This window comes from Stecheria intestinalis (assembly GCF_009696165.1).
GTDB classification, from domain to species: domain Bacteria; phylum Bacillota_I; class Bacilli_A; order Erysipelotrichales; family Erysipelotrichaceae; genus Bulleidia; species Bulleidia intestinalis.
On the sequence record NZ_VUMN01000006.1, the window covers coordinates 13,481 to 39,201 of the forward strand.

The 25,721-nt window shown below is 52.1% G+C and carries 25 protein-coding genes; 23 read left to right on the forward strand and 2 right to left on the reverse strand.

Translation table 11 applies throughout. The features are described 5' to 3' along the window. Positions 1-171: 171 nt before the first annotated feature. The 8 genes from FYJ51_RS03770 (at position 172) to FYJ51_RS03805 (ending at position 7,546) form a co-directional block, all read left to right on the forward strand. Positions 172-624: an Rrf2 family transcriptional regulator gene (locus FYJ51_RS03770; RefSeq protein WP_154503364.1), complete on the forward strand. Its 453-nt coding sequence runs from the start codon at positions 172-174 to the stop codon at positions 622-624. 89 nt (positions 625-713) lie between these two features. Next, positions 714-1,667, forward strand: coding sequence for a ketopantoate reductase family protein (locus tag FYJ51_RS03775; protein ID WP_154503367.1), 954 nt, complete (start codon positions 714-716; stop codon positions 1,665-1,667). An 80-nt stretch (positions 1,668-1,747) separates the two neighbouring features. Continuing rightward, positions 1,748-2,158, forward strand: coding sequence for a peptide deformylase (locus FYJ51_RS03780; protein WP_105303918.1), 411 nt, complete (start codon positions 1,748-1,750; stop codon positions 2,156-2,158). Positions 2,159-2,170: 12 nt separating this feature from the next. Continuing rightward, positions 2,171-2,986 (forward strand): macro domain-containing protein, encoded by an 816-nt coding sequence (locus tag FYJ51_RS03785; RefSeq protein WP_154503370.1) that lies wholly within the window; start codon positions 2,171-2,173, stop codon positions 2,984-2,986. A 79-nt stretch (positions 2,987-3,065) separates the two neighbouring features. Beyond that, positions 3,066-3,710, forward strand: a complete 645-nt coding sequence (locus FYJ51_RS03790; RefSeq protein WP_154503373.1) for a vWA domain-containing protein — start codon at positions 3,066-3,068, stop codon at positions 3,708-3,710. 14 nt (positions 3,711-3,724) lie between these two features. Further along, positions 3,725-4,591: a LysR family transcriptional regulator gene (locus FYJ51_RS03795; protein WP_154503376.1), complete on the forward strand. Its 867-nt coding sequence runs from the start codon at positions 3,725-3,727 to the stop codon at positions 4,589-4,591. Between the two features lie 134 nt (positions 4,592-4,725). Then, the gene (locus FYJ51_RS03800) at positions 4,726-6,090 is read left to right on the forward strand and encodes a PTS transporter subunit EIIC (RefSeq protein WP_154503379.1); all 1,365 of its coding nucleotides are present in this window, start codon (positions 4,726-4,728) and stop codon (positions 6,088-6,090) included. Between the two features lies 1 nt (position 6,091). Beyond that, on the forward strand, positions 6,092-7,546 hold the full coding sequence (locus tag FYJ51_RS03805) for a glycoside hydrolase family 1 protein (RefSeq protein WP_154503382.1): 1,455 nt from the start codon (positions 6,092-6,094) through the stop codon (positions 7,544-7,546). A 380-nt stretch (positions 7,547-7,926) separates the two neighbouring features. Here the strand turns inward: FYJ51_RS03805 and FYJ51_RS03810 are convergent, their stop codons facing one another. After that, the gene (locus FYJ51_RS03810) at positions 7,927-8,184 is read right to left on the reverse strand and encodes an iron chelate uptake ABC transporter family permease subunit (protein ID WP_105303912.1); all 258 of its coding nucleotides are present in this window, start codon (positions 8,182-8,184) and stop codon (positions 7,927-7,929) included. Positions 8,185-8,568: 384 nt separating this feature from the next. Here FYJ51_RS03810 and FYJ51_RS03815 point away from each other — a divergent pair, with 384 nt between their 5' ends. After that, a complete protein-coding gene (locus FYJ51_RS03815; RefSeq protein ID WP_154503385.1) occupies positions 8,569-9,954 on the forward strand; it encodes an MATE family efflux transporter in 1,386 nt (461 codons plus the stop codon). On the opposite strand, the gene FYJ51_RS03820 is transcribed toward FYJ51_RS03815, so the two are convergent. Next, positions 9,835-11,064 (reverse strand): MFS transporter, encoded by a 1,230-nt coding sequence (locus tag FYJ51_RS03820; RefSeq protein WP_154503388.1) that lies wholly within the window; start codon positions 11,062-11,064, stop codon positions 9,835-9,837. The genes FYJ51_RS03815 and FYJ51_RS03820 overlap by 120 nt on opposite strands. Before the next feature lie 90 nt (positions 11,065-11,154). On the opposite strand from FYJ51_RS03820, the gene FYJ51_RS03825 reads away from it, so the two are divergent. The 14 genes from FYJ51_RS03825 (at position 11,155) to FYJ51_RS03890 (ending at position 25,657) form a co-directional block, all read left to right on the forward strand. Then, complete coding sequence (locus tag FYJ51_RS03825; RefSeq protein WP_154503391.1) at positions 11,155-12,135, forward strand: ROK family protein; 981 nt, start codon at positions 11,155-11,157, stop codon at positions 12,133-12,135. Positions 12,136-12,478: 343 nt separating this feature from the next. Beyond that, positions 12,479-13,447 (forward strand): NTP transferase domain-containing protein, encoded by a 969-nt coding sequence (locus tag FYJ51_RS03830; protein WP_205946167.1) that lies wholly within the window; start codon positions 12,479-12,481, stop codon positions 13,445-13,447. Then, positions 13,444-14,283 (forward strand): TylF/MycF/NovP-related O-methyltransferase, encoded by an 840-nt coding sequence (locus tag FYJ51_RS03835; protein ID WP_154503397.1) that lies wholly within the window; start codon positions 13,444-13,446, stop codon positions 14,281-14,283. The genes FYJ51_RS03830 and FYJ51_RS03835 overlap by 4 nt, the downstream gene beginning before the upstream one ends. Beyond that, entirely contained in the window at positions 14,280-15,359 is a 1,080-nt protein-coding gene (locus tag FYJ51_RS03840) for a histidine phosphatase family protein (RefSeq protein WP_154503400.1), read from the forward strand. Before FYJ51_RS03835 ends, FYJ51_RS03840 begins: the two co-directional genes overlap by 4 nt. Then, positions 15,356-16,393 (forward strand): molybdopterin-binding protein, encoded by a 1,038-nt coding sequence (locus FYJ51_RS03845; protein WP_154503403.1) that lies wholly within the window; start codon positions 15,356-15,358, stop codon positions 16,391-16,393. Before FYJ51_RS03840 ends, FYJ51_RS03845 begins: the two co-directional genes overlap by 4 nt. Before the next feature lie 15 nt (positions 16,394-16,408). Further along, positions 16,409-17,434, forward strand: a complete 1,026-nt coding sequence (locus FYJ51_RS03850) for an XdhC family protein (protein ID WP_154503406.1) — start codon at positions 16,409-16,411, stop codon at positions 17,432-17,434. Next, complete coding sequence (gene moaA, locus FYJ51_RS03855) at positions 17,431-18,402, forward strand: GTP 3',8-cyclase MoaA (RefSeq protein ID WP_154503409.1); 972 nt, start codon at positions 17,431-17,433, stop codon at positions 18,400-18,402. The genes FYJ51_RS03850 and moaA overlap by 4 nt, the downstream gene beginning before the upstream one ends. After that, the gene (locus FYJ51_RS13695; protein WP_154503412.1) at positions 18,392-19,336 is read left to right on the forward strand and encodes an MOSC domain-containing protein; all 945 of its coding nucleotides are present in this window, start codon (positions 18,392-18,394) and stop codon (positions 19,334-19,336) included. The genes moaA and FYJ51_RS13695 overlap by 11 nt, the downstream gene beginning before the upstream one ends. Positions 19,337-19,436: 100 nt before the next feature. Continuing rightward, positions 19,437-20,333, forward strand: a complete 897-nt coding sequence (gene modA / locus FYJ51_RS03865) for a molybdate ABC transporter substrate-binding protein (RefSeq protein ID WP_154503415.1) — start codon at positions 19,437-19,439, stop codon at positions 20,331-20,333. Positions 20,334-20,360: 27 nt separating this feature from the next. After that, positions 20,361-21,032, forward strand: coding sequence for a molybdate ABC transporter permease subunit (gene modB, locus FYJ51_RS03870; protein ID WP_154503418.1), 672 nt, complete (start codon positions 20,361-20,363; stop codon positions 21,030-21,032). Continuing rightward, positions 21,029-22,108: a sulfate/molybdate ABC transporter ATP-binding protein gene (locus FYJ51_RS03875; RefSeq protein ID WP_154503421.1), complete on the forward strand. Its 1,080-nt coding sequence runs from the start codon at positions 21,029-21,031 to the stop codon at positions 22,106-22,108. Before modB ends, FYJ51_RS03875 begins: the two co-directional genes overlap by 4 nt. Before the next feature lie 63 nt (positions 22,109-22,171). Next, positions 22,172-22,645: a cyclic pyranopterin monophosphate synthase MoaC gene (gene moaC, locus FYJ51_RS03880; protein ID WP_154503424.1), complete on the forward strand. Its 474-nt coding sequence runs from the start codon at positions 22,172-22,174 to the stop codon at positions 22,643-22,645. Positions 22,646-22,819: 174 nt separating this feature from the next. Next, positions 22,820-23,791, forward strand: coding sequence for a carbohydrate kinase family protein (locus tag FYJ51_RS03885; RefSeq protein WP_154503427.1), 972 nt, complete (start codon positions 22,820-22,822; stop codon positions 23,789-23,791). Between the two features lie 12 nt (positions 23,792-23,803). Continuing rightward, positions 23,804-25,657, forward strand: a complete 1,854-nt coding sequence (locus tag FYJ51_RS03890; protein ID WP_154503430.1) for an alpha-amylase family glycosyl hydrolase — start codon at positions 23,804-23,806, stop codon at positions 25,655-25,657. Positions 25,658-25,721 lie beyond the last annotated feature (64 nt).

The window sequence follows — 25,721 nt, forward strand, 5'->3', positions numbered from 1 at the left end:
GTACCTCAGTATTGTAATTAACGGGGAAACATCAGTCAATTCACCATAGGGGTATGCTGACCATGCATTCATATGCGGAAATTCTGCAGGGAAAGAGCTGGTCAGAATCATGGAATTTGCCTCTCAGAAAAGGACTTCATGCGTTAAAATAAGATAAGAAGGTAAGAAGACATGCAGATATCAACCAAGTTCACGATTGCGGTTCATATGCTGGTCGCAGCAGAAGTATTCGGAAAAGGTGAGAAGATCACCAGCCAGTTTCTCGCTGCCAGCATCGGGTCGAATCCGGTGATTGTGAGAAATATCATGCTGCAGCTGCAGGATGCAGGCATCATTGAAGTGAAGAGGGGTCCTGGCGGCATCACGCTGACCCGGCCGCTTTCGGAGATCACGTTCCTGGATCTCTATAAGGCAGTGGAGACGAACAGCGAGGAAGATCTGTTCCGCTTTCATGAGAACCCGAATCCGAACTGTCCGGTCGGGAAGAATATCCATAAAGCCCTGGATCGTTCCTTGCAAGAAATCCAGCATGATTTCGAGCAGGACCTGGCTTCTCATAATGTCGGGGAAGTCTATGACGGGATCGAGAAGGAACTGAAGAAAGGGAAACGGAAAGGAAAATAACCGGCTCCTGGCAGTCTGTCAGGAGTTTTTTCTGCATTTTCTGCTCGCGTTCGTGTATCATAGGCACATTGCAGCAGGGAGGATTCAGTATGGAAATCCGGAAAGTGGCATTGCTCGGCGCCGGAGCAATCGGCGGGTATATGGTCTGGGGAATGCAGAATTCCCTGAAGGACAATCTCGTCACAGTCGCAGAAGGAACACGGGCAGAACGCCTTAGGAAAGAGGGCATGGAGATCAATGGAGAACATTATGATCTTCATGTTCAGAGTGCAGCAGAAGCATCAGATGCGGATCTTCTGATTGTGGCGGTCAAATATACCGGTCTGAAGGATGCGATGGCAGATATCGTCCGGATTGCCGGAAGGAATTCCGGACATACGGTATCCGGAAATGAACGGACCACGGTGCTGAGTCTGCTCAATGGCATCGATTCGGAAGAGCTCATTGCAGAACAGATCGGCTGGGAACCGATCGTGAATGCATACATGACGATCGTCTCCCATCGCACCGGCAATGAGATTGAGATCTATCATCCGGAGGGACCGGATGGGCTCTGGTACGGAGACCGGAATACCCCGGAGAAGACAGAGGCCTGTGAGGTTCTGGAGCAGTTCTTTGCGACAACCAGGCTGCATACTGGTTTTGTGCCGGATATCCTGAAGCGTCAGTGGACGAAGTTTATCCGGAACATTGCCTACAATCTTCCTCAGGCGGTACTTGGAACCGGACTTGGCGCCTACAGCGACAGCGAGCATGCGCTCTGGTATTCCATGAAGCTGGAAGAAGAAGGACGGAAGGTTGCTGCAGCATATGGCATAGAGATCGGACCTCTTCCGAGAGGTTCCTACCGCTATACGCCGGCAACGAGATATTCCACGCTGCAGGATCTGGATGCGAAACGTCCGACGGAGATTGACATGTTCTGCGGCGTGCTGATGAAGAAGGCTGCAGAAAAAGGCATACAGGTCCCGGCCGCAGAGTGCACATACCATATCATCAAGGCACTGGAGGAAAAGAACGAAGGCCGCTTCGATTATGAATAANAGGATGTCCGGACTCGGACATTTTCTTTTCCGGTTTCCGCTATACTGAATGCATAGAAGTATGATTGGAGGAATGATTCATGATCCGTCCCATTGATCGAGATCCGGTGTTTCTTTCGGTTCCGTCTTCACTGGCTGGAAAAGAAGACCTGGCGATCGTAAGAGATCTGCTGGATACGATGGCTGTGCATGAGCAGGACTGCCTGGGCATGGCTGCGAATATGATCGGCTTTCAGAAGCAGATCATCTGCGTCCGGAATGGTCTGGTTCTCGTGACGATGATCAATCCGATGATTGTCCGGAAACAGGGACCCTATGAAGCAGAAGAAGGGTGTCTTTCGCTTTCCGGCACCAGGAAGACCAGGAGATTCCAGAAGATCACCGTGAAGTATCAGGATGCATTCCTGAAGCCGCATCAGCAGGAGTTTTCCGGTCTTGTGGCAGAAGTGATCCAGCATGAGTGCGATCACCTGAAAGGAATTCTGATCTGAGGGAGAACGAAGATGCCATTTCTGATTGTGCGAAAGCCGCAAAAGACAGATGCAATCATCCGGCTGCAGAATGAGGACGATCTTCCAGATTCTGCAGAGCATGTCATTTCCGCCTCTGTGCCGTTCTATGATTCCGGTTCTCCCCAAGAAAGCGAGTGCCGGTTGGAATCTGCATATCTGGAAACACTGGAGCAGGCAGAAGAATCACAATGCCGGCGCATTGCGATTCCCATGAGTTCTGCATTGAGATGCGGATATCCTGCAGAGGTGAGTTTTGAAGCTGCAGAATCTGCTGCCCGCAGGTTCCTGGAAGATCATGACCTGATGATTTATCTGGTCCGGGAACGGCCTGCAGCAGAGAAGAGGGATGCTCAGCTGGAGGCGTTTCTCTCTCTGAATCTGGAACCAGAGATGATGTCAGCCTGTGCGCTTCCGGAAGGAAGAATTCTCCTGGAAGAGGATGACGTCGATGATGCGGTCAGACATCTCGATGAGTCATTTCAGAGTGCATTGTTCCGGATCATCGATGCGAAAGGTCTTACGGATGCGGAAGTATATCGGAAAGCAAATCTTGACCGCAGGCTGTTTTCGAAGATCCGTTCGCAGAAAGACTACCGGCCGGGCAAGCGCACGATTCTGGCATTGTGCATTGCGCTGAAGCTGAGTCGGGAAGAGACGGAAGATCTGCTGGAAAAGGGCGGATACTCGCTGTCCATGAGCCAGGTGAGCGATGTGATCATTGCATATTTCATCGCCCATGGAAACTATGATATCTATGAGATCAACGAAGTGCTGTTCCGCTATGATCAGCAGCTGTTAGGTTCCTGATCGGAAATGTCGCCTGCGAAGCGACCAGCAGAAGGGAGAGTGAGACTATTCTTCAGACAGATCAGAAGGAGGATCTGATATGAAGAAGAATCTCACGGAACTTGTATTCATTCTGGATCGCAGCGGTTCGATGTGCGGGCTCGAGAAAGACACCATCGGCGGCTTCAATGCAATGCTGGAGAAGCAGAAGAAAGAAGCAGGAGAGTGTCTGGTCACGACGGTGCTGTTCAGCGATCGGTATGGACTGCTTCATGACCGGATCGATCTGAGGGCGGTGAAGCCGATGGATGAAACGCAGTATTCGGTCGGCGGGTCCACGGCTCTGCTTGATGCGATCGGATTCACGATTCGGAAGATCTCGGATGCCGAGAAGAATACGGCAGAAGCTTATCAGGCTGAGCATGTGATGTTTGTGATCATCACGGATGGCATGGAAAACAGCAGCAGAGTCTGCAGCCGCAGAGAGATCAGGAATATGATTGAAGCTGAGAAAGAAGCAGGATGGAAGTTCATCTTCCTCGGGGCGAATATCGATGCAGAAGAGACCGCAGAGTCGTATGGCATGGATCGTGCCTATGCGGCAAGCTATACTGCAGATGAAGAAGGCACTGCACTGAATTTCGAGGTTGTGGATAATATGATCGGCGATCTGAGAACCTGCGGGGAAGTGAAACCGGAACGCCTGGAAAAGATCCGGAAAGGTTCGATGAAGAACAGCAGATAGGAAAGGAGCACATCATGCTTGATGAGAAACAGCTGCGCTATTTCATGAAGCTCTATGAAGTCCGCAGCATGCATAAGGCTGCTGAGGAACTTTATATCTCTCAGCAGGGGCTTTCCAAGAGTATTCAGAGTCTGGAAAGCGATCTGAGGGTCAAGCTGTTCCGGCGGAGTGTATCCGGCGTGATTCCGACCGAATCAGGAGATTATTTCTACGAAGAGAGCAGGCATCTTCTGAATTCGTACATGCAGGCAAGAAAGAATGCCAGGCTTCTTGCCGGAGGCAGAGTGCAGCTGAGTTTCCCGTTTGCAGTTTCCCAAATGCACATGATGTACCCGCTGTGCCAGGAATTCAATGATACGCATGAAGATATCCGGCTTGCCTGGGAAGCTCTGCCGGATCAGGAATGCGAGCATCGGATTCTGATCAACAAGGCGTTCTTTGCGGTGCTGGCTAAGGGAGATACCCCGGACACCTTTGACTTCCGGGAAGTCGGAAAGGACCGCATGGCAGTCATTCCCGGAAAGGATCTGAAGGATGTTCAGAAGCTCACGCTGAGAAATCTGGATGGGAAGAAGATCATCCTGCATGCAGGAATGCAGAACATGAACCGGAGGTTCCGGACATTGTGTCTGGAAGAGGGCATTCACCCGCAGATTCTGGCGACGACCGGAGACTATGGGTTTGCCAGGTATCTTCATCAGGAAGAAGGTGCCTCAATCCTGATTCCGGAACATTACAGGAATGAGGAGAAGGTCATTCCGGTTTCCGGCGCACAGGGAGAACTGCCTGTGGTCATGATCAGGAAGAAAGGGTTTTCCCCGAAGGATGTCTATCATACGGTAGAGCAGTGGTTCTTCGGAAAATTCGATGCGATGAAGTGAGCAGGAGCCAGGAGCTTCTGCTTTTCATTCAGAATGAGTGACAACTGAAAGTGGTCATGATACAAAACCTTCCTGCTTTGAAAGCGGTTTAAATCCGATTACATTACGGGTGTTCAAAGAGGAGAAAAAAGGGAATGAAAAAAGACTATGATGCACTGGCAGATGCCATCATCCAGAAAGTAGGCGGTCAGGGGAACGTCTCGCATCTGGAACACTGCTCGACAAGACTGCGTTTCACGATCCGCGATGACAGCAAGGTAGACATGGATGGTCTGAAGAAGACTCCGGGAGTTCTCGGAGTGGTCAGAGCAGCCGGCCAGACCCAGGTCATCATCGGCAATGATGTGATCGAGGCATATGATGCAATCGCAAAGAAAGCAGACTTCACCACCGGCGGAACCGTAGCTGATGATCCGAAACCTGCTGAGAACAAGACCAGCATCGGCGGAAAGATTCTTGACTTCATGATCGGCGTCTTCCAGCCGCTGGTTCCGGCAATTGCGGGTGCCGGCATCCTGAAGGCCATTCTGTCTCTGTTCGTTCTGCTTGGCTGGATAAGCTCCAGCGGAGATGTATATTTCATTCTGATGCAGGCAGCAGATGCGGCTCTGTACTTCCTGCCGCTGATGGTTGCAGTGACCATGGCGAGCAAGATCGGCTGCAACCGTGTGACCGCGGTGGCGATCGTCGGCGTCACGCTGCTTCCGAAGATTACTGCGGCCCTTGCGGATGGTCAGACTTTCTTCGGCATCGGCCTGCAGAATATCGCATATGCCTATCAGGTATTCCCGGCGATTCTGACGGTCGGAGTGCTGTATTTCGTTGAAAAGTTCTTCACGAAGATTTCTCCGAAAGCCATCCGGGTATTCTTCGTCCCGATGATGTGCTTCCTGATTGTTTCGCCGCTGGCTCTCTTAGTGCTTGGCCCGCTGGGCTACAACATCGGAACGCTGATCACCTCCGTCATCCTCTGGGTCTATGATACGATCGGCTGGATTGCGGTACCTCTGTTAGCGGCGATTCTTCCGTTCATGATCTCGATGGGCATGCACAAGGCACTGCTTCCGTATGCGGTCAGCGCCATCACGACTGCGGGGGAGGAGATGCTGTATATGCCGGCATCTCTGGCCCACAATATCTCCGAAGGCGGCGCTTGCCTGGCAGTTGCCGTCAAGACCAAGGATGAGAACCTCAGAGCTGCCGCAATCTCGGCAGGCATCTCCGGAATCTTCGGCATCACGGAACCGGCGCTCTACGGCGTCACGCTCCAGCATAAGAAGGCAATGGCCGGCGTCATGATCGGCGGAATCCTCGGCGGAGCTGTGATCGGTCTTGCGCATGTCAAGGCATTTGTTGCAATGGGTCCTGGTCTTGCCGGCATGGCGATGTTTGTCGATCCGGCTAACCCGAAGAATATCGTCTGGGCATTTGCGGGCTTCGGAGTATCTCTGGCTGCTTCGTTTATCGCAACGCTGATTCTGTACAAGGATGAGGCATAAGATGAGATTCCCGGAAGGATTCCTGTGGGGCGGCGCGCTCGCTGCCAACCAGTGCGAAGGCGCCTGGAATGTCGGCGGAAAGGGCATGAGCGTAGCCGATATCGCTACTTATAAACCGGATGTCGATGTGAAGAACTACGCTGCCAATGTCGGCGTGACGCTGAAGGGAATCGCCGAAGCAAAGGCGACGGACGATACGGTTTACTATCCGAAGCGCCGCGGGATTGATTTCTATCACCGCTACCCAGAAGACCTTGCTCTATTTGCAGAGATGGGCTTCAAAGTATTAAGAGTTTCCATTGCCTGGACGAGACTGTACCCGACGGGCGAAGAAGAAACGCCGAATCCGGAAGGAGTTGCGTTCTACCATCGCCTGTTCTCTGAAATGAAGAAGGATCACATCGAACCGCTGGTCACGCTGTCTCATTATGAGATGCCGCTGTATCTGGCCGAGCATTACAACGGCTGGACGGACCGGCATGTGATTGACTGCTTTGTCCGTTTTGCAAGAACCTGCTTTGAAGAATACGGTCAGTATGTGAAGCTCTGGCTGAACTTCAATGAAGTTGACAGTATCATGCGCCACCCGTTCACGACGGCTGGCATCATTCCGGAATTCTGCCGGGAAAAGAGCCCTGAGCAGTGTGTGTATCAGGCTGCGCATCATCAGTTCGTTGCCGGTGCGATGGTCACGAAGATGATGAAGGAGCTTCTGCCTGAGGCAAAGATGGGCCTCATGGTCACGAAGCTCATGACCTATCCCCGCACCTGTGCTCCGAAAGACGTGCTTGCTGCGCAGAGAAAGAATCTCATCAACATGGAATTCGCGGATGTTCAGGTATTCGGAGAATACCCGGCTATGATGAAGCGGAGACTGGAGAAGAACGGATGGATGCCAAAGATGCAGGATGGCGATCTGGAACTCATCAGGGCTTATCCGGTGGACTTCGTTTCCTTCAGCTACTATATGTCCATGACGGAATCCGTTGACCCCAATGCCGAGCGCACTCCTGGAAATACGGTATTAGGCGTGAAGAATCCGTATCTTCCTTCCAGCGAATGGGGCTGGCAGATTGATCCGGAAGGACTGAAAGTCTCTCTGATCGATCTGTATGACCGGTATCATAAGCCGCTGTTTGTCGTCGAGAACGGACTTGGCATGAAGGATGTGCTGGAGAGCGATCATACGGTTCATGATCCGTATCGCATTGATTACTTCCGCTCGCATTTCCTTGCTATGGCGGAAGCGATCGATGAAGGCGTCGATCTCCTGGGCTATACGAGCTGGGCGCCAATTGATCTCGTCAGTGCAAGCACGAATCAGATGTCCAAGCGCTATGGGTTCATCTATGTCGATGAAGATGATCTCGGAAACGGAACGCTGAACCGCTATCGCAAAGACAGCTTCTGGTGGTATCAGAAAGTCATCTCCTCCAACGGAGAAAATCTGGAATAAGACAAGGAGGGCAGCCCGACCGGCTGCCTTTATCGTGGACTCATAGGAGACCTATCTATGAACGATCACAAAAATCAGTGCGTCCGTCATCGACCGCTGGGTGAAGAACGGATGGGGAAAGCCTATTTCTCATGAAGAATATCTGGAGGCAGTTCCTGGCGCGCTGAAGATTCATCTCACGACCACGAAATGCGTGCCGAGGGACTGGTTTTCAAAAGAATCTGAACAGTAAATAAGTACTTGGCCTGGCCAGCAGTTGCTGGTTCTATCGGCAGCGGGTGCAGCGTGCACGGTATTTGACTATTCCGAAGAACAGCTGAAGAGCGGGAAAGGTATTCCATCCGGATCATCCGCGGAGATAGGACGAAGTCGCTGCCGTTTCAAGATGAGGAATTCGATCTGATCGTGCATCTGGTTTCCAGCTGCTGCGTGATCAGTCCGGCAGCAGACATTCCAGCCCCGGTGCAGAGAATTGCCAGCAGACGCGGCGCTCTTGAAGCAAGCAGGGTCATCCACTGACCGCCATCTCCCTGCAGGAGGGAAGAAAGATCCAGATCAGCCACTCCGATGAACAGGGAGAGGAGTGACTGAATTGCAAGCATGATGAAAAGAGTCCTGGAAGAACGAGTTCTGAACATATGAATTGTCCTTTTTCTTTCAGTGAGATCGTTTTACCGTGCAGGCACGGGCTGGATTTACGTACGGTCTGTACAACACACATTCAATAAGTTAGAAAATCTAACTATTTAGTCAATCGATATTATTTTGTGAAAAACTGTTTTTGCCGTTTCTCTTTTTTCTCTGGGCTCTTCGACTTCCGCTTCCATGCATGCAGCAGGTTCTGATCCGTCATAGGAAAACATAAATGAACCTGCTTGACGTAAGTTTCCTGCTCTGGTATAAACGTTCTTGCTCATCGGAGGGCAGTTTCTTGCTTAACGCGATAGAAACGGCTGGATAAGATGGCAGGCTGAGATGCCTGTTGTCTGTCCGGCCGTTTTTTTCTGAAGGAGGGTTGTCTTATGAGAAATCAGCTGACCGAAGGAAAGATCTTTCCTGTACTGATCCGCTTTGCAGTTCCGGTATTTCTGGCATTGCTGCTGCAGGCATTATATGGCGCTGCCGACCTGATCATCGTCGGGCGCTTTGCGGATGCGGCAAGTGTTTCTGCAGTGTCCAATGGTGCCCAGATCATGACGACGCTGACGAACGTCATGGCTTCGCTGGCAATGGGAACCACGGTGCTGCTCGGAAGGAAAACAGGCGAACATGACCGGGCCGGGGCTGGCGAAATTCTCGGCTCCTCCATCGTGCTGTTTACGGTTCTTGGAATCGGAATGAGTTTTCTTGTCGGTTTCGGTGCTTCTGCGATCGCATCTATCATGAAAGTTCCTCAGGAAGCGTTCCGTTATGCGGTGCAGTATCTGCAGATCTGCGGGGGAGGGATGTTTGTCATCACCTGGTACAATCTGATCGGCAGTGTATTTAGGGCCATCGGAGATTCCAGGACCCCGCTCATCGCGGTGGCACTTGCCTGTGCCGGCAATATCTTCGGAGATCTGCTTCTGGTCGCAGTATTCCATATGGGACCTGCTGGTGCTGGCATTGCAACGGTTGCTTCCCAGGCGCTTTCGGTAGTGATTTCTCTTCTCTTGCTGCGCGGAAAAGAGATGCCGTTTGAACTGGAAAAAAGAATGGTGAAGTGGAATGGGGTACAGATCTCAGAGATTCTGAAGACCGGAATCCCGATTGCGATCCAGGACTTTCTCGTCAGTGTTTCCTTCCTGGTGATTCAGGCGATTGTCAACGTGCTCGGCGTCACTGCTTCTGCCGGCGTAGGCGTGGCGGAGAAAGTATGTGCTTTCATCATGCTTCTGCCGAGTGCCTTCATGCAGTCGATGGCGGCGTTCACAGCTCAGAACTGCGGGGCAGGCAAGCCGAAGCGGGCGATGCAGGGACTGAAGGATGCGATTCTCGCTTCTCTTTGCGCCGGGGCAGTAATGAGTTACATCAGTTTCTTCCATGGTGACACGCTTGCTGGTTTTTTTGCTGAAGATCAGCAGGTGGTTCTGGCAGCGGCAGATTATCTGAAGGCATATGCGATCGACTGCGTTCTCACGCCGGTCTTCTTCTGCTGCATCGGTTTCTTCAATGGGTTCCGCAGAACAAAGTTCGTCATNATCCAGGGCATCTTCAGCGCTTTCTGCATCCGGATTCCGATTGCGTATTTCATGAGCAGGCAGACACCGGTATCCTTGTTCCGGATCGGATTATCGACTCCGTGTTCCTCAGCGGTTCAGATTATTCTGAGTCTTGTCTATCTGTCGCATCTGAAGCGGAAAGGAATTGCTGGCCCTGTTGCGGAAACTGAGAATGATCAGGCAGATCAGAATCAGAACCGGGAATAGGATTGCTATACTGATGCCATGCTGAATCGAGTTTCCAGCTCCTGCAGCCGCAAGACCTGCCAGTGTCGGACCGGCCGTACAGCCTAGATCTCCGGCCAGGGCTAATAGCGCGTACAGGGATGCTTCGCCGGAAGGCATCAGGGATGCCGCAATCGACAGCGTTCCCGGCCAGAAGATGCCGACCGAAAATCCGCAGAGCGCACAGCCGATCGCGGTCATCACACCGGCAGCCGAAGAGAGAACCAGATAAGAACCAAGACACAGCATCACTGAGAAAATCATTGCTCGATTCAGAGAAAGCTTCTGCCCGAAGCGACCGTAAATAGCCCGGCTGGCTCCCATGCAGAGCGTGAACAGCAGGGGCCCGGCAAGATCTCCGACCGCTTTGGATAATCCAATGGACTCCATGAACGTGCTTGCCCACTGTGCAACTGCCTGTTCGCTCGCTCCGGAACCGAGCATCAGGAAAAACAGAAGCCAGAACGTTCCGGAATGAAAGAGCGCGCGGGAAGCAGGTGCTTCCTCCTGAAACGCTTCTGGAAGCCAGATCCTGGAAAAGCGGAATCCATTCAGAAACGGAATGATCGAAAAGAGAACAGCCAGCAAGCGCCAGTGACTCGTGGTAAAGAAGTGAAAGAACAATGCAGAAACCGCGACGACTCCGGCAAATCCGAAGCAGTAGAAACTATGCAGAAGGGCCATCGCGGTTTTCTTATTGTCCGAAGGACATGCTTCGATGATCGGTGAGATCAGAACTTCGATCACACCGCCGCCGATGGCATACATGCATACCGAAATCAAAAGACCGGCTAATGGAGTCAGAAGGGAAGGAAGAATGGTCATCGCCAAAAGACCTGCACCGGCCATCACATGCCCGAGCACGATGGTTTTTCTCGTTCTGAATTTCCGGATCATCGGGGCGGATACCGCATCCGCAAACAGCTGAATGCTGAAGTTCAGCGTGGTGATCAGGGTGATCTCTGCCAGGGTCAGATTCCATTCTTTCATGAACTGCATGAAGAGCAGCGGAGAGAAGTTATTGACAATAGCCTGGACAATATAAGCCCACCAGCAGGCGTTTACCGTTTTTCTGATTTCTGATTGGTTCATAAGCCAATGATACCTGCAGTCTGAGGCTGTTTCAACCACTTTCGTCATATCTTGACATAAGTTGGTCCGGATCACTATGATAGGCATGCAATGGCAAAGATAGAAACTCTGAAACAGGAGAATCTCAGAATGATCCGGAGCTGTTTCTATGATGGAAAGGTCCATACCAGAAATGAGCTGGCAGAGCAGACGCACTTATCTCATGCCGGGATTCTGAATTACCTGAAAGAGATGATGGAGAATCATGAGATCCTCTGCTGCGGAGAGGAGACTTCTACCGGCGGCAGAAGATCCAAGCAGTATCAGGTGAATCCGGACTTTCATCATCTCGGTTTTCTTTTGCTCTCAGCAGTAAAGGACGGCTGTGCTGCAGAAAGAGATATCCTGAACCTGCATGGAAATCTGATATCCGGAAAGAGAACGGTCTATGCCGAAGGAACCCTGGAAGAAGTGTTCCATGAGATCCGGGAAGCAGAATACGAAGATCCTGCAATTTCCATCTGGGTGCTCTCAATTCCGGGTATCTGCCGCGATGGCTATGCAGAAACCTGCGACTGGGAAGAACTTGCCGGAAAGGATCTGAAGAGTGAACTGAAGACAGTCTCCTCCCGTCCGTTCCTTCTTGAAAATGATATGAATCTTGCGGTGATGGGCTTATCTTCGCTTCATCCGGAGGTTTCAGATCTCGCGGCGGTGTATCAGCCTTCCGCAAAGGGAACCGGCTGCGGAATCATTCTTTCTCATCATCTCTGCAGAGGATACGCTTCTGCAGCAGGTGAGCTTCAGTATCTGCCTGGCTTCAGTCTGAAAGATCAGGCCGAACTGCTGAAGACAGATCCTTCCAGACTGCTGAATTTTCAGATCCAGGCACTTGCGGCAGTGATGAATCCGGAACTGATCGGCTGGTGCAGTGCCCTGGAAGGAGTATCCGTGAGCCTCGAAGATACTTCTCTTCCGGAAGAAATCAGACCATCGCTGGAGGTGATCAGGGATCTGGACGCCAATATCAGGATAGGGATGCGGAAGCTTTCGATTGATTATCTGCTGAAGGAGAATTCTGAAGAAATGTGATTATCATGTTCATACGTATTACAGCGATGATTCCGTCTGCCCGAGGGAAGATGTCGTCAATCCGGCTCGGTCTTGCCGAGATTGCGATTACTGACCATGTCGACTATGGCATCAAATATGACTGGAGTGAAATCGATCAGATGCCGTACCGGCAGAATGAAGCCGATTTTCCATCTGCTCTGATTTCTATTGTTCTGAGATACCAGGTTTCAGGGATCTCTTTTTTGTTTCAGCATTTTTTCACAAATTCTTGCAGCCTGGGCTACAGAAGCTGAATCTTTGTCTGTTTTTTCACTTGCCTGCATGAAATACGTATGGTATGAAAATAACATACGAGGCTGATATGAACCAGTACGGAGCGGTGATTGTTGCTGCAGGAATGTCAAAAAGAATGAATCAGTTCAAACAGCTGATGGAAGTCGGCGGCCGTTCTTTTTCCGACCGCGTCATCACGAACTTTCAGCGCTGCGGCGTGAAGAAGATCGTGGTCGTCACCGGCTACCAGGCAGACCAGGTGGAAGAAGCACTTGCTCCGCTCGGAGTCGAATTCGTCCGCAATGAACAATATGAGACAAGTCAGATGTTTGACAGCGCAAAGCTCGGGCTGGCAAGACTGGAAGGAAACGTGAAACGGGTATTCTTCACGCCGGTGGATATTCCGTTTTTTCTCGAAGATACGGTCAGGCTGGAAATGACCAGAAAAGAAGATCTGGTCTATCCGATCTGCCATAACCGGATCGGACATCCGGTACTGTTCAGCGGTTCTTTCATTCCGAAGATTCTCTCTTATTCCGGCGAGCGCGGTCTCAAAGGAGCACTGGATTCGCTTTCTTCTCAGAATACGTGTTTCCTGCCAGTTGATGATGCCGGGGCGGTCATGGACATGGATACCAAAGAAGATCTGCAGTATGCGATCGACCGCCAGAACAGCCGGCTGATGCGGGCAGAAGCCAATGTCACGCTTGTCAACAGCCAGGGCTTCTTCGGACCGGAAACCTTTGACCTGATGAAAGAGATTGAGGAAACGCATTCGGTCCGTAAGGCTTGTGAGGCAGCAGGGCTGTCTTATTCGAAAGGCTGGCAGATCATCCACAGCGCCGAAGCAGAGCTTGGCTACCGGATCCTTACCAGAAGAGCCGGAGGAAAAGACGGCGGCAGTTCCGTCCTGACCGAACGCGGAAAAGAATTGATGGAGCTTTACGAAGAGCTTTCGAGAAGAGTGGAACGGCAGGCCGAACAGGAATTCTGCAATCTGTTCTCGGCAAGTTCCCTGTTTCCGGAATCCAGCCGCGAAAAGAAGGTGCGCTCATGAAAACTGCAATCTTCGGCGCCGGACAGGGCGGGGCAATGGCATCCCGCTGGATCCCTGGCGAAGTCGTGTGCTTCATGGACAATAATCCAGCCTGTCAGAACACAGAGAGTGACCATATTCCGGTTCTTTCTCTGGAAGCAGGCTTGAAGCTTTCGCCGGATCTGATCCTGATTGCAGTTCTGAATCAGGAAGCAGCCGAATCCATCCGCAAGCAGATCGAAGCCTCCGGCTATCATGGGTCCATCGAGACGATCTCATCCTTCCGGAAGCTTCAGGATCTGAGACTTGCGGAACTGAGACTTGCTGCAGAACAGATCAGAGACAGGAACGTACCTGGAGACACCGCTGAGCTCGGGGTATACCAGGGAGCCTTTGCCAGAGAAATCAATCGCTGCTTCCCGGACCGGAAATTATATCTGCTTGATACGTTTGAAGGATTCGCGAAAGCAGATCTGAAACACGAAACCGGTGGCACGTACCGCAATGATTTCTCGGATACTTCCATTGAACTTGTGCGGCAGAAGCTCCCGCATCCGGAGCATGCAGTATTCGTGAAAGGCCACTTTCCGGAAAGCGCATCGGGACTTCCGGAAACGAGTTATGCCTTTGTCAGCCTGGATCCCGATCTGTCTGCCGGAGCAGAAGCGGGACTGGAATACTTCTGGCCGCGATTATCCAAGGGCGGCGTGATCATTCTGCATGACTATACCAGCCTGCAGTATCCGGGTGTCAGAGAAGCAGCGGATCGTTTCTGCCGCAAGCATGGACTTTACCTGATCCCGTTAGCGGATCTGCATGGTTCTGCAGTTTTCCTGAAGCAGGGAGGCGAACCATGAGAAAGATCTATCTGATCCGTCATGGAAAAGCAGAAAAGGAACCAGGAACGTATCTCGGAATTACTGACTGCCCGCTTTCTGAAGCAGGCAGGAAACAGATGCAGATTGACGGTGCATGGCTGAAGCGCACGAAGGCAAGATGGATTGCTTCCTCGGATCTTTCCAGAACAGTCAGGTCTGCCGAAGAACTGTCGGAAGCTTCCGGCCTTCCGTATGTGCTGAAGACAGAAGCCTTCCGTGAAATCAATCTCGGATCCTGGGAAGGAAAGAAGATTGCAGACATCCGCACACAATTCCCGGAAGCATATTCAGAGCGCGGAAAGGCAATCGGATCCTACCGGACTCCTGGCGGAGAATCGTTTGAGGAAACCGCTGATCGGGCGATGCAGGAACTGCTGGATCTGATCCATAACAGCACAGATGACTTTGCCATCGTGACGCACAGCGGCGTGATCCGTTCGCTGATCTGCAGGGTCAGAGGGATCAGTCTGGATTCCATTCTGGATGTGAAGATGCCGGAAGCAGGGATCGCCGTGCTTGGCTGGAATGGAAGTCTCTCGGTACAGGAACCGCTGTACCGTCCGATCGGATTGATGGGTGAGACTGAGATCAAAGATCTATATGAGCGCTGCGAAGTATCAGAACCGCTTGCGGCACATATGAAAGCAGTTCGTGATACCTGTGTGGAATTAATATCTGAACTGAAGGGAGCGTATGATGGCGAGGTTCTCGAGAAGGGGGCCCTCGTTCATGATCTGCTCCGGGCGCTGCCGAAACATGCAGGTCGTACGGCTGACCTTTTGGCAAGCGAAGGATGGCTTGATATTGCTGATATCGTCAGATTTCATGATGACGAAGGATATCTGGAACAGACGCCGCTGAATGAAGCAGATCTGCTTTATTACGCAGACAAGATCACGAGGGAAGATCAGAGGGTAAGTCTTGCAGAGCGCTTTGAGGCGAGCAGGGCGAAATGCAGAAGCGAAGAGGCAATGCGGCATCATGATGCGAGATACCGCAAAGCACTTGGAATAGAAGCGAAGATTCAGAAGGAGAAGAGGCAGGAGAACGTATGAAACTGATGAAGACGGAGGATGCCGTCGGGCAGATGCTATGCCACGACATCACGGAGATTGTTCCGGGGGTCAAGAAAGGTCCGGTGTTCCGCAAGGGACATATCATCACGAAGGAAGATGTGCCGGTGCTGCTGAGAGTCGGCAAGGATCATGTCTATATCTGGGAAGTCAATGAATCGATGATGCATGAGAATGATGCAGCAATGGTGCTGTACCGCATCAGTGCAGGCGATCAGGATACGATCACGCATTCGGATGACATCAAGGAAGGAAAGATCGAAGCGAAGGCGATGATTGACGGTCTATTGAAGATTGACCGCAAGCGTCTCTATACCGTGAATTCGTTCGGACAGATGATGATTGCCAGCATCCATGGGGACTTCCCGGTGAAAAAGGGAGATAAGATTGCCGGGATGCGCATCATTCCGCTGATCATCGAGAAAGAGAAGATGGAAGCAGTGGAAGAAGCGGTTAAGGGTGCGCCGATCTTCCGGATTCTGCCATTCCGGAAAAAGAAGGTCGGAATCGTCACGACGGGCAATGAAGTCTATGCCCATCGGATTGAAGATAAGTTCACGCCGGTCGTGATTGCAAAGCTTCAGGCATTCGGGGCAGAGATCATCGGGCATGAGGTATGCAGCGATGATTCTGATATGGAAGTCGCAGCGATTCAGAAGCTGCTGGATGCCGGGGCAGATTTCATCTGCTGCACCGGCGGCATGAGCGTGGATCCGGATGACCGGACGCCGGCGGCGATCGGTTTTGCTGCGGATGAAGTGATCACTTATGGGGCACCGGTTCTTCCGGGAGCGATGTTCATGCTTGCATACAAGAACCGGGATGGAAAGCGGATTCCGATTGTCGGACTGCCGGGCTGTGTCATGTATGCAAAGCGTACGGTTTTCGATCTCGTTCTGCCGAGGCTGATGGCGGATGACCCGGTCACGAAGGCGGAAATGGATGCGCTCGGGGAGGGCGGATTATGCCTTGGCTGCAATCCATGCACGTTCCCGAACTGCGGATTCGGAAAGTAAGGGGGGAGCGAGTTCATGACGAAATTATCTGCATATTTCGATGCATTCCGTTCCCTGGACGGATATCTCGAAATGCATAGCGCTTCTTTGATCAGTTCTGAGAAGATGGAGAAAGCACTGTATTGCGATGGAAAGACCGTATTCCTGTCAGATGACTGCACGTTTCTGAAGGCTCATGAAGCAGAGCTTGCGGCGATGAAGGAGACTGGCCTCCATGAAGTGGATGGCCAGCAGGTATTCATCGAGCGCCTCGGGCGCACGAGTCAGATGGTGATCTGCGGAGCGGGCCATGTGGCCATTCCGATTCTGAAGCTTGCCCAGACGGTCGGCATGGAAGTCACGGTCATTGATGACCGCGAGGAATTCGCTGCAAATGCCAGAGAAGCAGGAGCAGAACATGTGATCGCTAAGCCGTTTGCCGAAGCCCTGGCTGAGATTCCTGGAAACCCGGATACGTTCTTCGTGATTGTGACCAGAGGCCATAAGTGGGATGAAGACTGCCTGCGCATGATTCTGAAGAAGCCGCATGCCTATATCGGCATGATGGGCAGCAGGCGCAGAATCCAGATGGTCAAGCAGAAGATGACCGATGAGGGAAACGATGCAGATCTGGTGAATAGTGTCTATGCGCCGATCGGGCTTGAGATCAATTCTGAGACGCCGGAAGAGATTGCCATCTCGGTTCTGGCGCAGGTCATTCAGGTGCGCAATGCCAGAAAGCAGTATGGCTATCCGCAGGATATTCTGCAGGGAGCTTATGACCATGATGGTCCGAAAGTGCTTGCTGAAATTGTCGGGCGCAGCGGATCTGCACCGCGTGAAGTCGGTACGAAGATGCTGATTGTCGAAGACGGAACCGGCATCAACACAATCGGCGGAGGACTGCTGGAAGCCCTGGTTCTGAAGGAAGCGAAGAAGATGCTGGATACGGGTCTTGGCAATGAGCTGTTCCATGATTCGCTGACGGCAGATGCGGCTTCGAAAGAAGGAGAAGTCTGCGGCGGCGATCTCCATGTCCTTCTGGAAAGGTTCGACGGATGAAGGATTCCTTCGGACGGGAGATCAATTACCTCAGAATCTCGATCACGGATCGCTGCAACCTGAGATGCCGGTACTGCATGCCGGAAGGAATTCAGCAGGTTCATATGCATGAGATTCTGAGCTATGAAGAAATCCTCGAGATTGCGAAAGCTGCTGCTTCGCTTGGTATCACGAAGATCAAGGTGACCGGAGGAGAGCCTCTGGTCAGACTTGGATGTGCGGATCTCGTGAAGCGGCTGAAAGAGATCCCCGGCATCGAGCAGGTCACGATGACGACCAACGGCATTCTGCTGAAGCAGAATCTTCCAGCTCTGAAAGAAGCAGGCATCGATGCGATCAATGTGTCGCTCGATACGCTGAAGCCGGAAGTATTCCGGATGATCACCGGTTCCGACCGTCTGCAGGAAGTAAAGGCAGGCATTGAGACTTCGGTTTCAGGCGGCATCCGCACGAAAGTGAATACGGTGCTTCAGACCGGTGTCAATGACGGTGAATGGAAAGATCTCGTACGTCTATCTAAGGATCTTCCGATCGATGTGCGGTTTATCGAGATGATGCCGATCGGGTACGGAAAGAAGTATCCGCCGGTATCGAATGAAGACCTGAAGAAGCAGATCGAAGCAGAGTTCGGACCCATCGAAGAAGATCATCGGGTTCATGGCAACGGGCCGGCAGAATATGTGCGTCTTTCAGGCTTTGCTGGATCGATCGGATTCATCGGAGCGATTCACGGAAAGTTCTGCAGTTCGTGCAACCGGATCCGTCTCACTTCGATGGGCAAGCTGAAGCCATGTCTCTGCTATGGCGATACGGTCGATCTGAGATCGATCCTGAGAGATCAGAACGATCATCAGGAAGGATTGAAGCAGGCTATTGCAGAAGCAATCACAGAAAAGCCGCAGGCTCATTGCTTTGAGCAGCTGAACAGAATTACCGAAGAACAGGAGATGATTGAAATTGGCGGATAACGAAATCAGAAAAGGATCTCTGGAGGCCATCTGCATCAGCGATCATCGCGGAACCGCGAAATACGTGATTCCCGAAGCAGAACTGAAAGTCGACTGGGGAATCGTCGGCGATGCACATGCCGGAAACTGGCATCGCCAGGTCAGCCTGCTGGAGAAAGAGAAGATTGAAGAATTCCGGAAGAAAGGGATCGATGTGGCTTATGGTGCCTTCGGCGAGAACCTGATCGTGAATGGCATCGACCTGCGTTCGATCCAGGTCGGATCTCTGATCCATGTCGGTGACTGCCTGCTGGAACTGACGCAGATCGGCAAGGAATGCCATGATCACTGTGCCATCTACAAGGCGGTAGGCGACTGCATCATGCCGAGAGAAGGCGTGTTTGGAAAGGTGCTGAAAGGCGGAATGATCCATCCGGGTGATGAAATCATTGTGGAGCCTTTAGCAGAAGACCATCCGTTCACTGCAGCGATCATCACCCTCAGCGACCGGGCATTCAAAGGCATCTATGAAGACAAGAGCGGACCTGCGATCCGGGAGTATCTCGAAGGAAAAGGATTTCAGGTTCTGGAACAGATCCTGCTTCCGGATGAGAAGCCATTCCTGCAGAAAGAACTCATCCGCCTAGCGGATCAGCGTCAGGTCAATGTCGTTTTCACGACCGGAGGAACCGGATTCTCGCAGAGAGACATCACGCCGGAAGCCACGGAAGCAGTCTGCGACCGTATGGCCCCAGGCATTGCGATGGCAATTCTCTCGGAGTCTCTGAAGATCACGCCGAAAGCGATGCTGAGCCGTCAGACGGCCGGCATCCGGAAACAGACGCTGATCATCAATCTGCCCGGAAGCCCGAAAGCCTGCCGGGAAGACCTCGATATTCTGATGCCGGCTCTGCCTCATGGGCTTGGGATCCTGCGCGGTACCGCGGACGCCTGAACAGTCCTCACTGCCCGCTATGCGGGCTTATATGATCAGAATCGTATATTATAAAAAAAGCATACGGCTGAGATAAAACAGGAGGATAAGAAGTAAACCTATGAAACAACTCATTGCACTCACCTCAGCAATCGCACTTGCTCTGGCTGGGTGCGGAAGCAGCAGCTCTTCTGCAGCGACTGCTGCAGCTTTCACTGCCGCCGCATCTGCAGCAGCAGCCGAAGCAGCGGAAACGACTGCTGCCGCTGCTGAACAGTCCGAGGTCATTGTCTTCGCAGCAGCTTCGATGACCGAGACGCTGAACCAGATCAAGGAAACGTATGAAGCAGAGAATCCGGGTGTTACCCTGACTTTCAACTTCGACTCTTCCGGAACCTTGAAGACGCAGATTCAGGAAGGGGCAGACTGCGACTTATTCATCTCGGCTGGTCAGAAGCAGATGAATCAGCTCGATATCACTGCTTCTTCTGATGTGAATACCGACGGTCTTGATTTCGTCGATCCGGATACGAGAGTCAACTTGCTGGAAAACAAAATCACGCTGGCCGTACCGGAAGGAAACCCGAAGGGCATTGAAAGCTTCGATCAGCTAGCTGATCTTCTGAAGAATGGCGATGTGCTGATGGCGATTGGCAACAGCGATGTTCCGGTCGGACAGTACACGCAGAAGATTCTGGCTTATTATGGTCTTGATGAAACCACGCTTGCCAATGAGGGCAAGATCACTTATGGCACCAACGTCAAGGAAGTCACGACCCAGATCTCCGAAGCTTCCGTGGACTGCGGCGTCATCTATGAGACCGATGCATATTCTGCTGGCCTGACCACAGTTGATTCTGCAACTCCGGAAATGTGCGGACAGGTCATCTATCCGGCAGCAGTTCTGAAGACGGCCAGGAATCCGGATGGTGCAAAGAAGTTACTCGACTATCTGCAGACAGATGAAGCAATGAAGGTCTTCGAGAGTGTCGGCTTCTCTGCTGTAACGGCTGAGTAATACTGATTTTCGGAAAGGAGGGGACACATGGACTGGTTCCCGTTATGGAATTCGCTGCGGATCGCGGCAATCAGCAGTGTCATCGTGTTTTTCCTCGGCATCTTCCTGGCCTATGAAACCGCCAGACTTCCGAAGGTGCTGAAGGGCATTCTCGATGTCGTGCTGACCCTGCCTCTGGTCCTTCCGCCGACCGTATGCGGCTGGCTGCTGCTGCGGGTATTCGGGGCAAGAAGACCAATCGGCATGTTTCTGGCAGAGTTTGATCTCTCATTTGTCATGAACTGGCCGGGCGGTGTTCTTGCTGCAGCCCTGGTGTCCTTTCCGCTCATGTACCGGACAGCCCGCGGGGCGTTTGAAAGCTATGACCGCAATCTGACCTATGCCGGCAGAACGCTCGGCCTGTCTAATACGTATATCTTCTGGCATATCCAGATGGCATCCTGCCGGCAGGGGATTCTGGCCGGAGCCGTGCTTGCCTTTGCAAGAGCACTAGGCGAATACGGCGCCACCAGCATGCTCATCGGGTATACGCCGGGAAAGACCGCAACCATTGCGACGACGGTATATCAGCTTTGGCGGACGAATGATGAAGCCGGAGCGATGACCTGGGTGCTCGTGAATATCGCGATCTCGGCTGTCGTGCTGATCTCGGTGAACATGCTCGAAGACCGGGAACGGAAGAAAGCGAGGAAATCATGAGACTGGAAGCAGACATCAGCAAGGATTTCGGGGGATTCTGCCTCGATATGCACTTTGCGTCCGATGCAGGCCATATCGGCATTCTCGGAGCATCCGGCTGCGGCAAGTCCATGACCCTCAGATGCATCGCCGGCATTGTGACTCCGGACGAAGGCAGAATCGTCCTGAATGGCAGAGTGCTCTTTGACTCTGAGAAGCATATCAACCTGAAGCCGCAGCAGCGCCATGTCGGCTATCTGTTCCAGAACTATGCACTCTTTCCGAACATGACCGTGGAACAGAATATCCGTTCCGGTCTGCATGGCATGAGGAAAGAGGAACAGAATGCCAGAGTGCAGGAGATGATTGAGAAGTTTGAGCTGAAGGGGCTCGAGAAGCATTTTCCCGACCAGCTGTCCGGAGGCCAGCAGCAGCGTACGGCTTTAGCAAGGATCATGGCCTATTCGCCGGATGTGATCCTGCTGGATGAACCATTCTCAGCACTGGATGCGTATCTGCGCGACCGCGTGCAGCAGGAGACGCTGGATCTTTTGAAGGAGTATACTGGCATTGCAGTGCTTGTATCGCATAACCGCGATGAAGTATACCGCTTTTCGGAGGATCTCTTGATCCTGGATCATGGCAGCATCGAAGTGCATGGTACTCCGAAGGCAGTATTTGCGGATCCGCGCACGAAGGCAGCTGCCGTCCTGACCGGCTGCAAGAATTTTTCTTCCGCAGTCCGAGTGGATGATCATACCGTGAAGGCAGAGAGCTGGGGCATCACGCTGCACAGCGATGACTTGCTCCCGGAGGACTTCTCCTATCTTGGCTTCCGGGCTCATGACTTCATTCCGATCTACGGGGAAAGAAAAGAAAACTGCATCGATGCAAAGGGTGCAGATGAAAGCAGCCTTCCGTTTGAGAAGAACTTCTATATTCCGCCAGAGAACCGGAAGAATTATGAGCGCGAGGACGTGATCACCTGGTTGGTCCAGCGTAAAGACTGGCCGATTCTTCAGGAGAAGGGTATGCCGGACTATCTGCAGTTTGACATGAAGCGGATGCTGTATCTGAAGGATCGGGAAGTTCGCTGATGAATCAGTTACGATGGATTCTCTTGACAGGATGGCTGAGGAAAGACTCTAGGGAGGATAACAATGGAATTCACGCATTTTGATGAACACGGCAATGCCCGCATGGTGGATGTCTCAGAAAAAGAGATCACGCATCGTGAAGCAACTGCCCGAGGCACGATCCAGGTCTCAGCGGAAGTATTCGATGCCATCGAAGGAAAGAAGGTCGTGAAAGGAGATGTCTATACCGTTGCGACGGTAGCCGGCATCCAGGCGGTCAAGCGCACCAGCGAGCTGATTCCGATGTGCCATCTGCTGAACCTGACCCATGCTTCGGTGACGTTTGAGGCAGATGAGAAGACGCATGAGATCACTGCCTTCTGCACGGTCCGTACCGATGGCAAGACCGGGGTGGAGATGGAAGCATTGACCGGCGTCAGCGTAGCTTTGCTGACGGTGTATGACATGTGCAAGGCCATCGACAAGCGCATGGTGATCTCGGATGTCCATCTGGTTGAAAAGACCGGCGGAAAAAGCGGAGAATTCCATTTCGAGTAATCTCTTTCGGATGGTCCTGGCCGGAAAGCATCGATGAAATGCGGTGCACTCCTCCCAGGGCTTTTTTCTGTCTCTCTGATTCTGCGGTATTTTTATGAGGTTTGAAGAAACAGAGTATCAACTGACGCTTCAGTCACGATATAATGAAAGCGCTTAGGAAAAGAGGAACTGACCATGGGAAAGAATCAGCTGGATGTGACGGCTCTTGGAGAGCTGCTCATCGATTTCATTCAGAACGGTACTTCGGAACAGGGCAATCCGATGTTTGAAGCAAACCCGGGCGGCGCACCCTGCAATGTGCTTGCGATGCTAGCAAAACTCGGGCATTCGGTTTCATTCATCGGGAAAGTAGGAAAAGACGGCTTCGGCACCCAGCTGTCAGAAGCGATCACGAAAGCAGGCATTGACGGCAGCGGCCTGGTATTCGATCCGGAAGTGCATACGACACTCTCCCTGGTTCATAAGCTGCCGAACGGAGACCGTGATTTCTCGTTCTACCGGAATCCTGGCGCAGATATGAATCTGAAGCCGGAAGAAGTGAACCTTGATCTGATCCGCAATGCGAAGATCTTCCATTTCGGAACGCTGTCGATGACGGATGAGCCGGTGCTGTCTGCAACGAAACTGGCGATTGCGACGGCAGAAGAAAGCGGGTGCCTGCGTTCGTTTGACCCGAATCTGAGACTGCCGCTCTGGCATCACGAAGAAGATGCCAAAGCTGCGTTTGACTATGGTCTGCATCATTGCGATATCCTGAAGATCTCTGATAATGAGATCCGCTGGTTCACCGGAAAAGAAGACTTTGATGAAGGCATTGAACTGCTTCAGAAGACCTATCATATTCCTCTGATCACCTTATCGATGGGACCGGATGGAAGCCGGGCTTACAAGGGAAGCCTGATGGTAGAAGTTCCTGCCTTTCTGCAGCCGAATACGATTGAGACGACAGGGGCAGGAGATACGTTCGGGGCATGCGTGCTCCATGGTATTCTCAGGGAAGGAATGGAGGCTCTGAACGAAGAGAAGCTCCGTTCGATTCTGACGTTTGCCAATGCCGCCGCTTCCATCGTGACCACCCGCAAAGGCGCTCTGGCAGTGATGCCTTCGGAAGCAGAAGTCAGAGCACTGATCACAGCAGTTCAATGAGGGGGAAGGCACATGAAAACAAGACCGGAATGGGACAAGGAATTCACGAAACGTCTGGCCGTTTCGTATGAAGAGATGCAATGGCTATACAATGAGCTCTATCATGATGAACATGCGTTTGATTACTTTCTGACGATGCTTTATCGCTGCTACAGCCAGCGGCCGAAGAAGCTGCAGAAATGGGATCAGAAGCGCACCAAGGCAGGCGACTGGTACAAGCAGGGCTCAATGCTCGGCATGGTGCTGTATACCGACTGCTTTGCCGGAACGATTTCCGGGGTGGAAAAACATCTGGATTATATCCGGGAATGCCATGTGAATTATCTGCATCTGATGCCGCTCCTGGAAACGCCGAAAGGACGCAGCGACGGCGGCTATGCGGTTTCGGATTTCCGGAAGGTGGAACCGGAACTCGGCACGATGAAGGATCTTGCGCATCTGTCGGATTCCTGCCATAAACATGATATTTCCGTATGCCTGGACTTCGTCATGAACCATACGAGCGAAGATCATGAATGGGCAAAGCGGGCTAAGGCTGGCGAGAAAGAATACCAGGACCGCTATTTCTTCTTTGATGACTGGACGATTCCGAATGAATTCGAGAAGACGGTTCCGCAGGTATTCCCGACGACTGCTCCTGGCAATTTCAGCTGGTGTCCGGAAGCGAACAAAGTCGTCATGACGACGTTCTATCCGTATCAGTGGGATCTCAATTACCGCAATCCGACGGTCTTCAATGATATGTGCGAGAACATGCTGTATCTCTGCAATCAGGGCGTGGACATTGTCCGTCTGGATGCAGTGCCTTATATCTGGAAGACGCTGGGAACCACCTGCCGCAATCTGCCGCAGGTTCATACGCTGGTACGGATCATGCACATGGCAGCCGACATCGCTGCCCCGGGCACACTGCTGCTTGGCGAAGTGGTCATGGAGCCGGACAAGGTCGTCCCGTATTTCGGAACTGCTGAGAAGCCGGAATGCCAGATGCTGTATAACGTGACGACGATGGCGAGTACCTGGAATACGGTCGCAACCAGAGATGTCAGACTTCTGAGACGCCAGATGGAAACCGTCTGCGCCCTGCCGAAGCAGGATACATTCCTGAATTATCTCCGCTGCCATGATGATATCGGCTGGGGTCTCGATTATGACTTCCTGGCGCAGTTCGGCATCGAGCAGGCTGCGCATAAGAAATATCTGAATGCGTTCCTGACTGGCCGATACTGGGGATCTGATTCCAGAGGCGAGCTGTATAACGACGATCCGCGGCTGAAAGACGCAAGACTGTGCGGAACGACGGCTTCGCTGTGCGGAACGGAAGCAGCGGTCTATGAGAAGAATGACTTCAAGCTGCATGCTTCGATCGATCTCGATGTGATGCTGCATGCATTCCTGCTGACCCAGAGCGGCATTCCGGTGCTGTATTCCGGTGATGAGATCGGGCAGCTGAATGATTACAGCTACCATGAAGATCCGCTGAAGAAAGATGATTCCCGCTATCTGCACCGCGGAAAGTTCGACTGGAATCTTGCCGCAATGCGCAAGGATCCGGCGACCAGGCAAGGCATGCTGTTTCAACGGCTCATGAAGCTGATCGAGCTGCGGCAGTCTCATATCGTCTTTGATGCGCATGCGGATACGTGGGTGCTGGAACCATACAATGATTCAATTCTTGCACTTGGCAGATATTGCAAAGGCGAGAAGCTGCTGGCACTGTTCAACTTCTCTGAGAATGATCAGACAGCATGGCTCAATGAACCTGAGGTCTATACTGATCTTCTGACTGGTGAAGAGACTGATGCGAAGGCAGTTGCCATGAAGCCGCATGAATTCCGCTGGCTGCTGAAGACGTATTCAGAATAAATGATTTCTGCTCTGGAGATTCCAGAGCTTTTTTTGTGTGAAAATATGATCTACCGGTATCCTG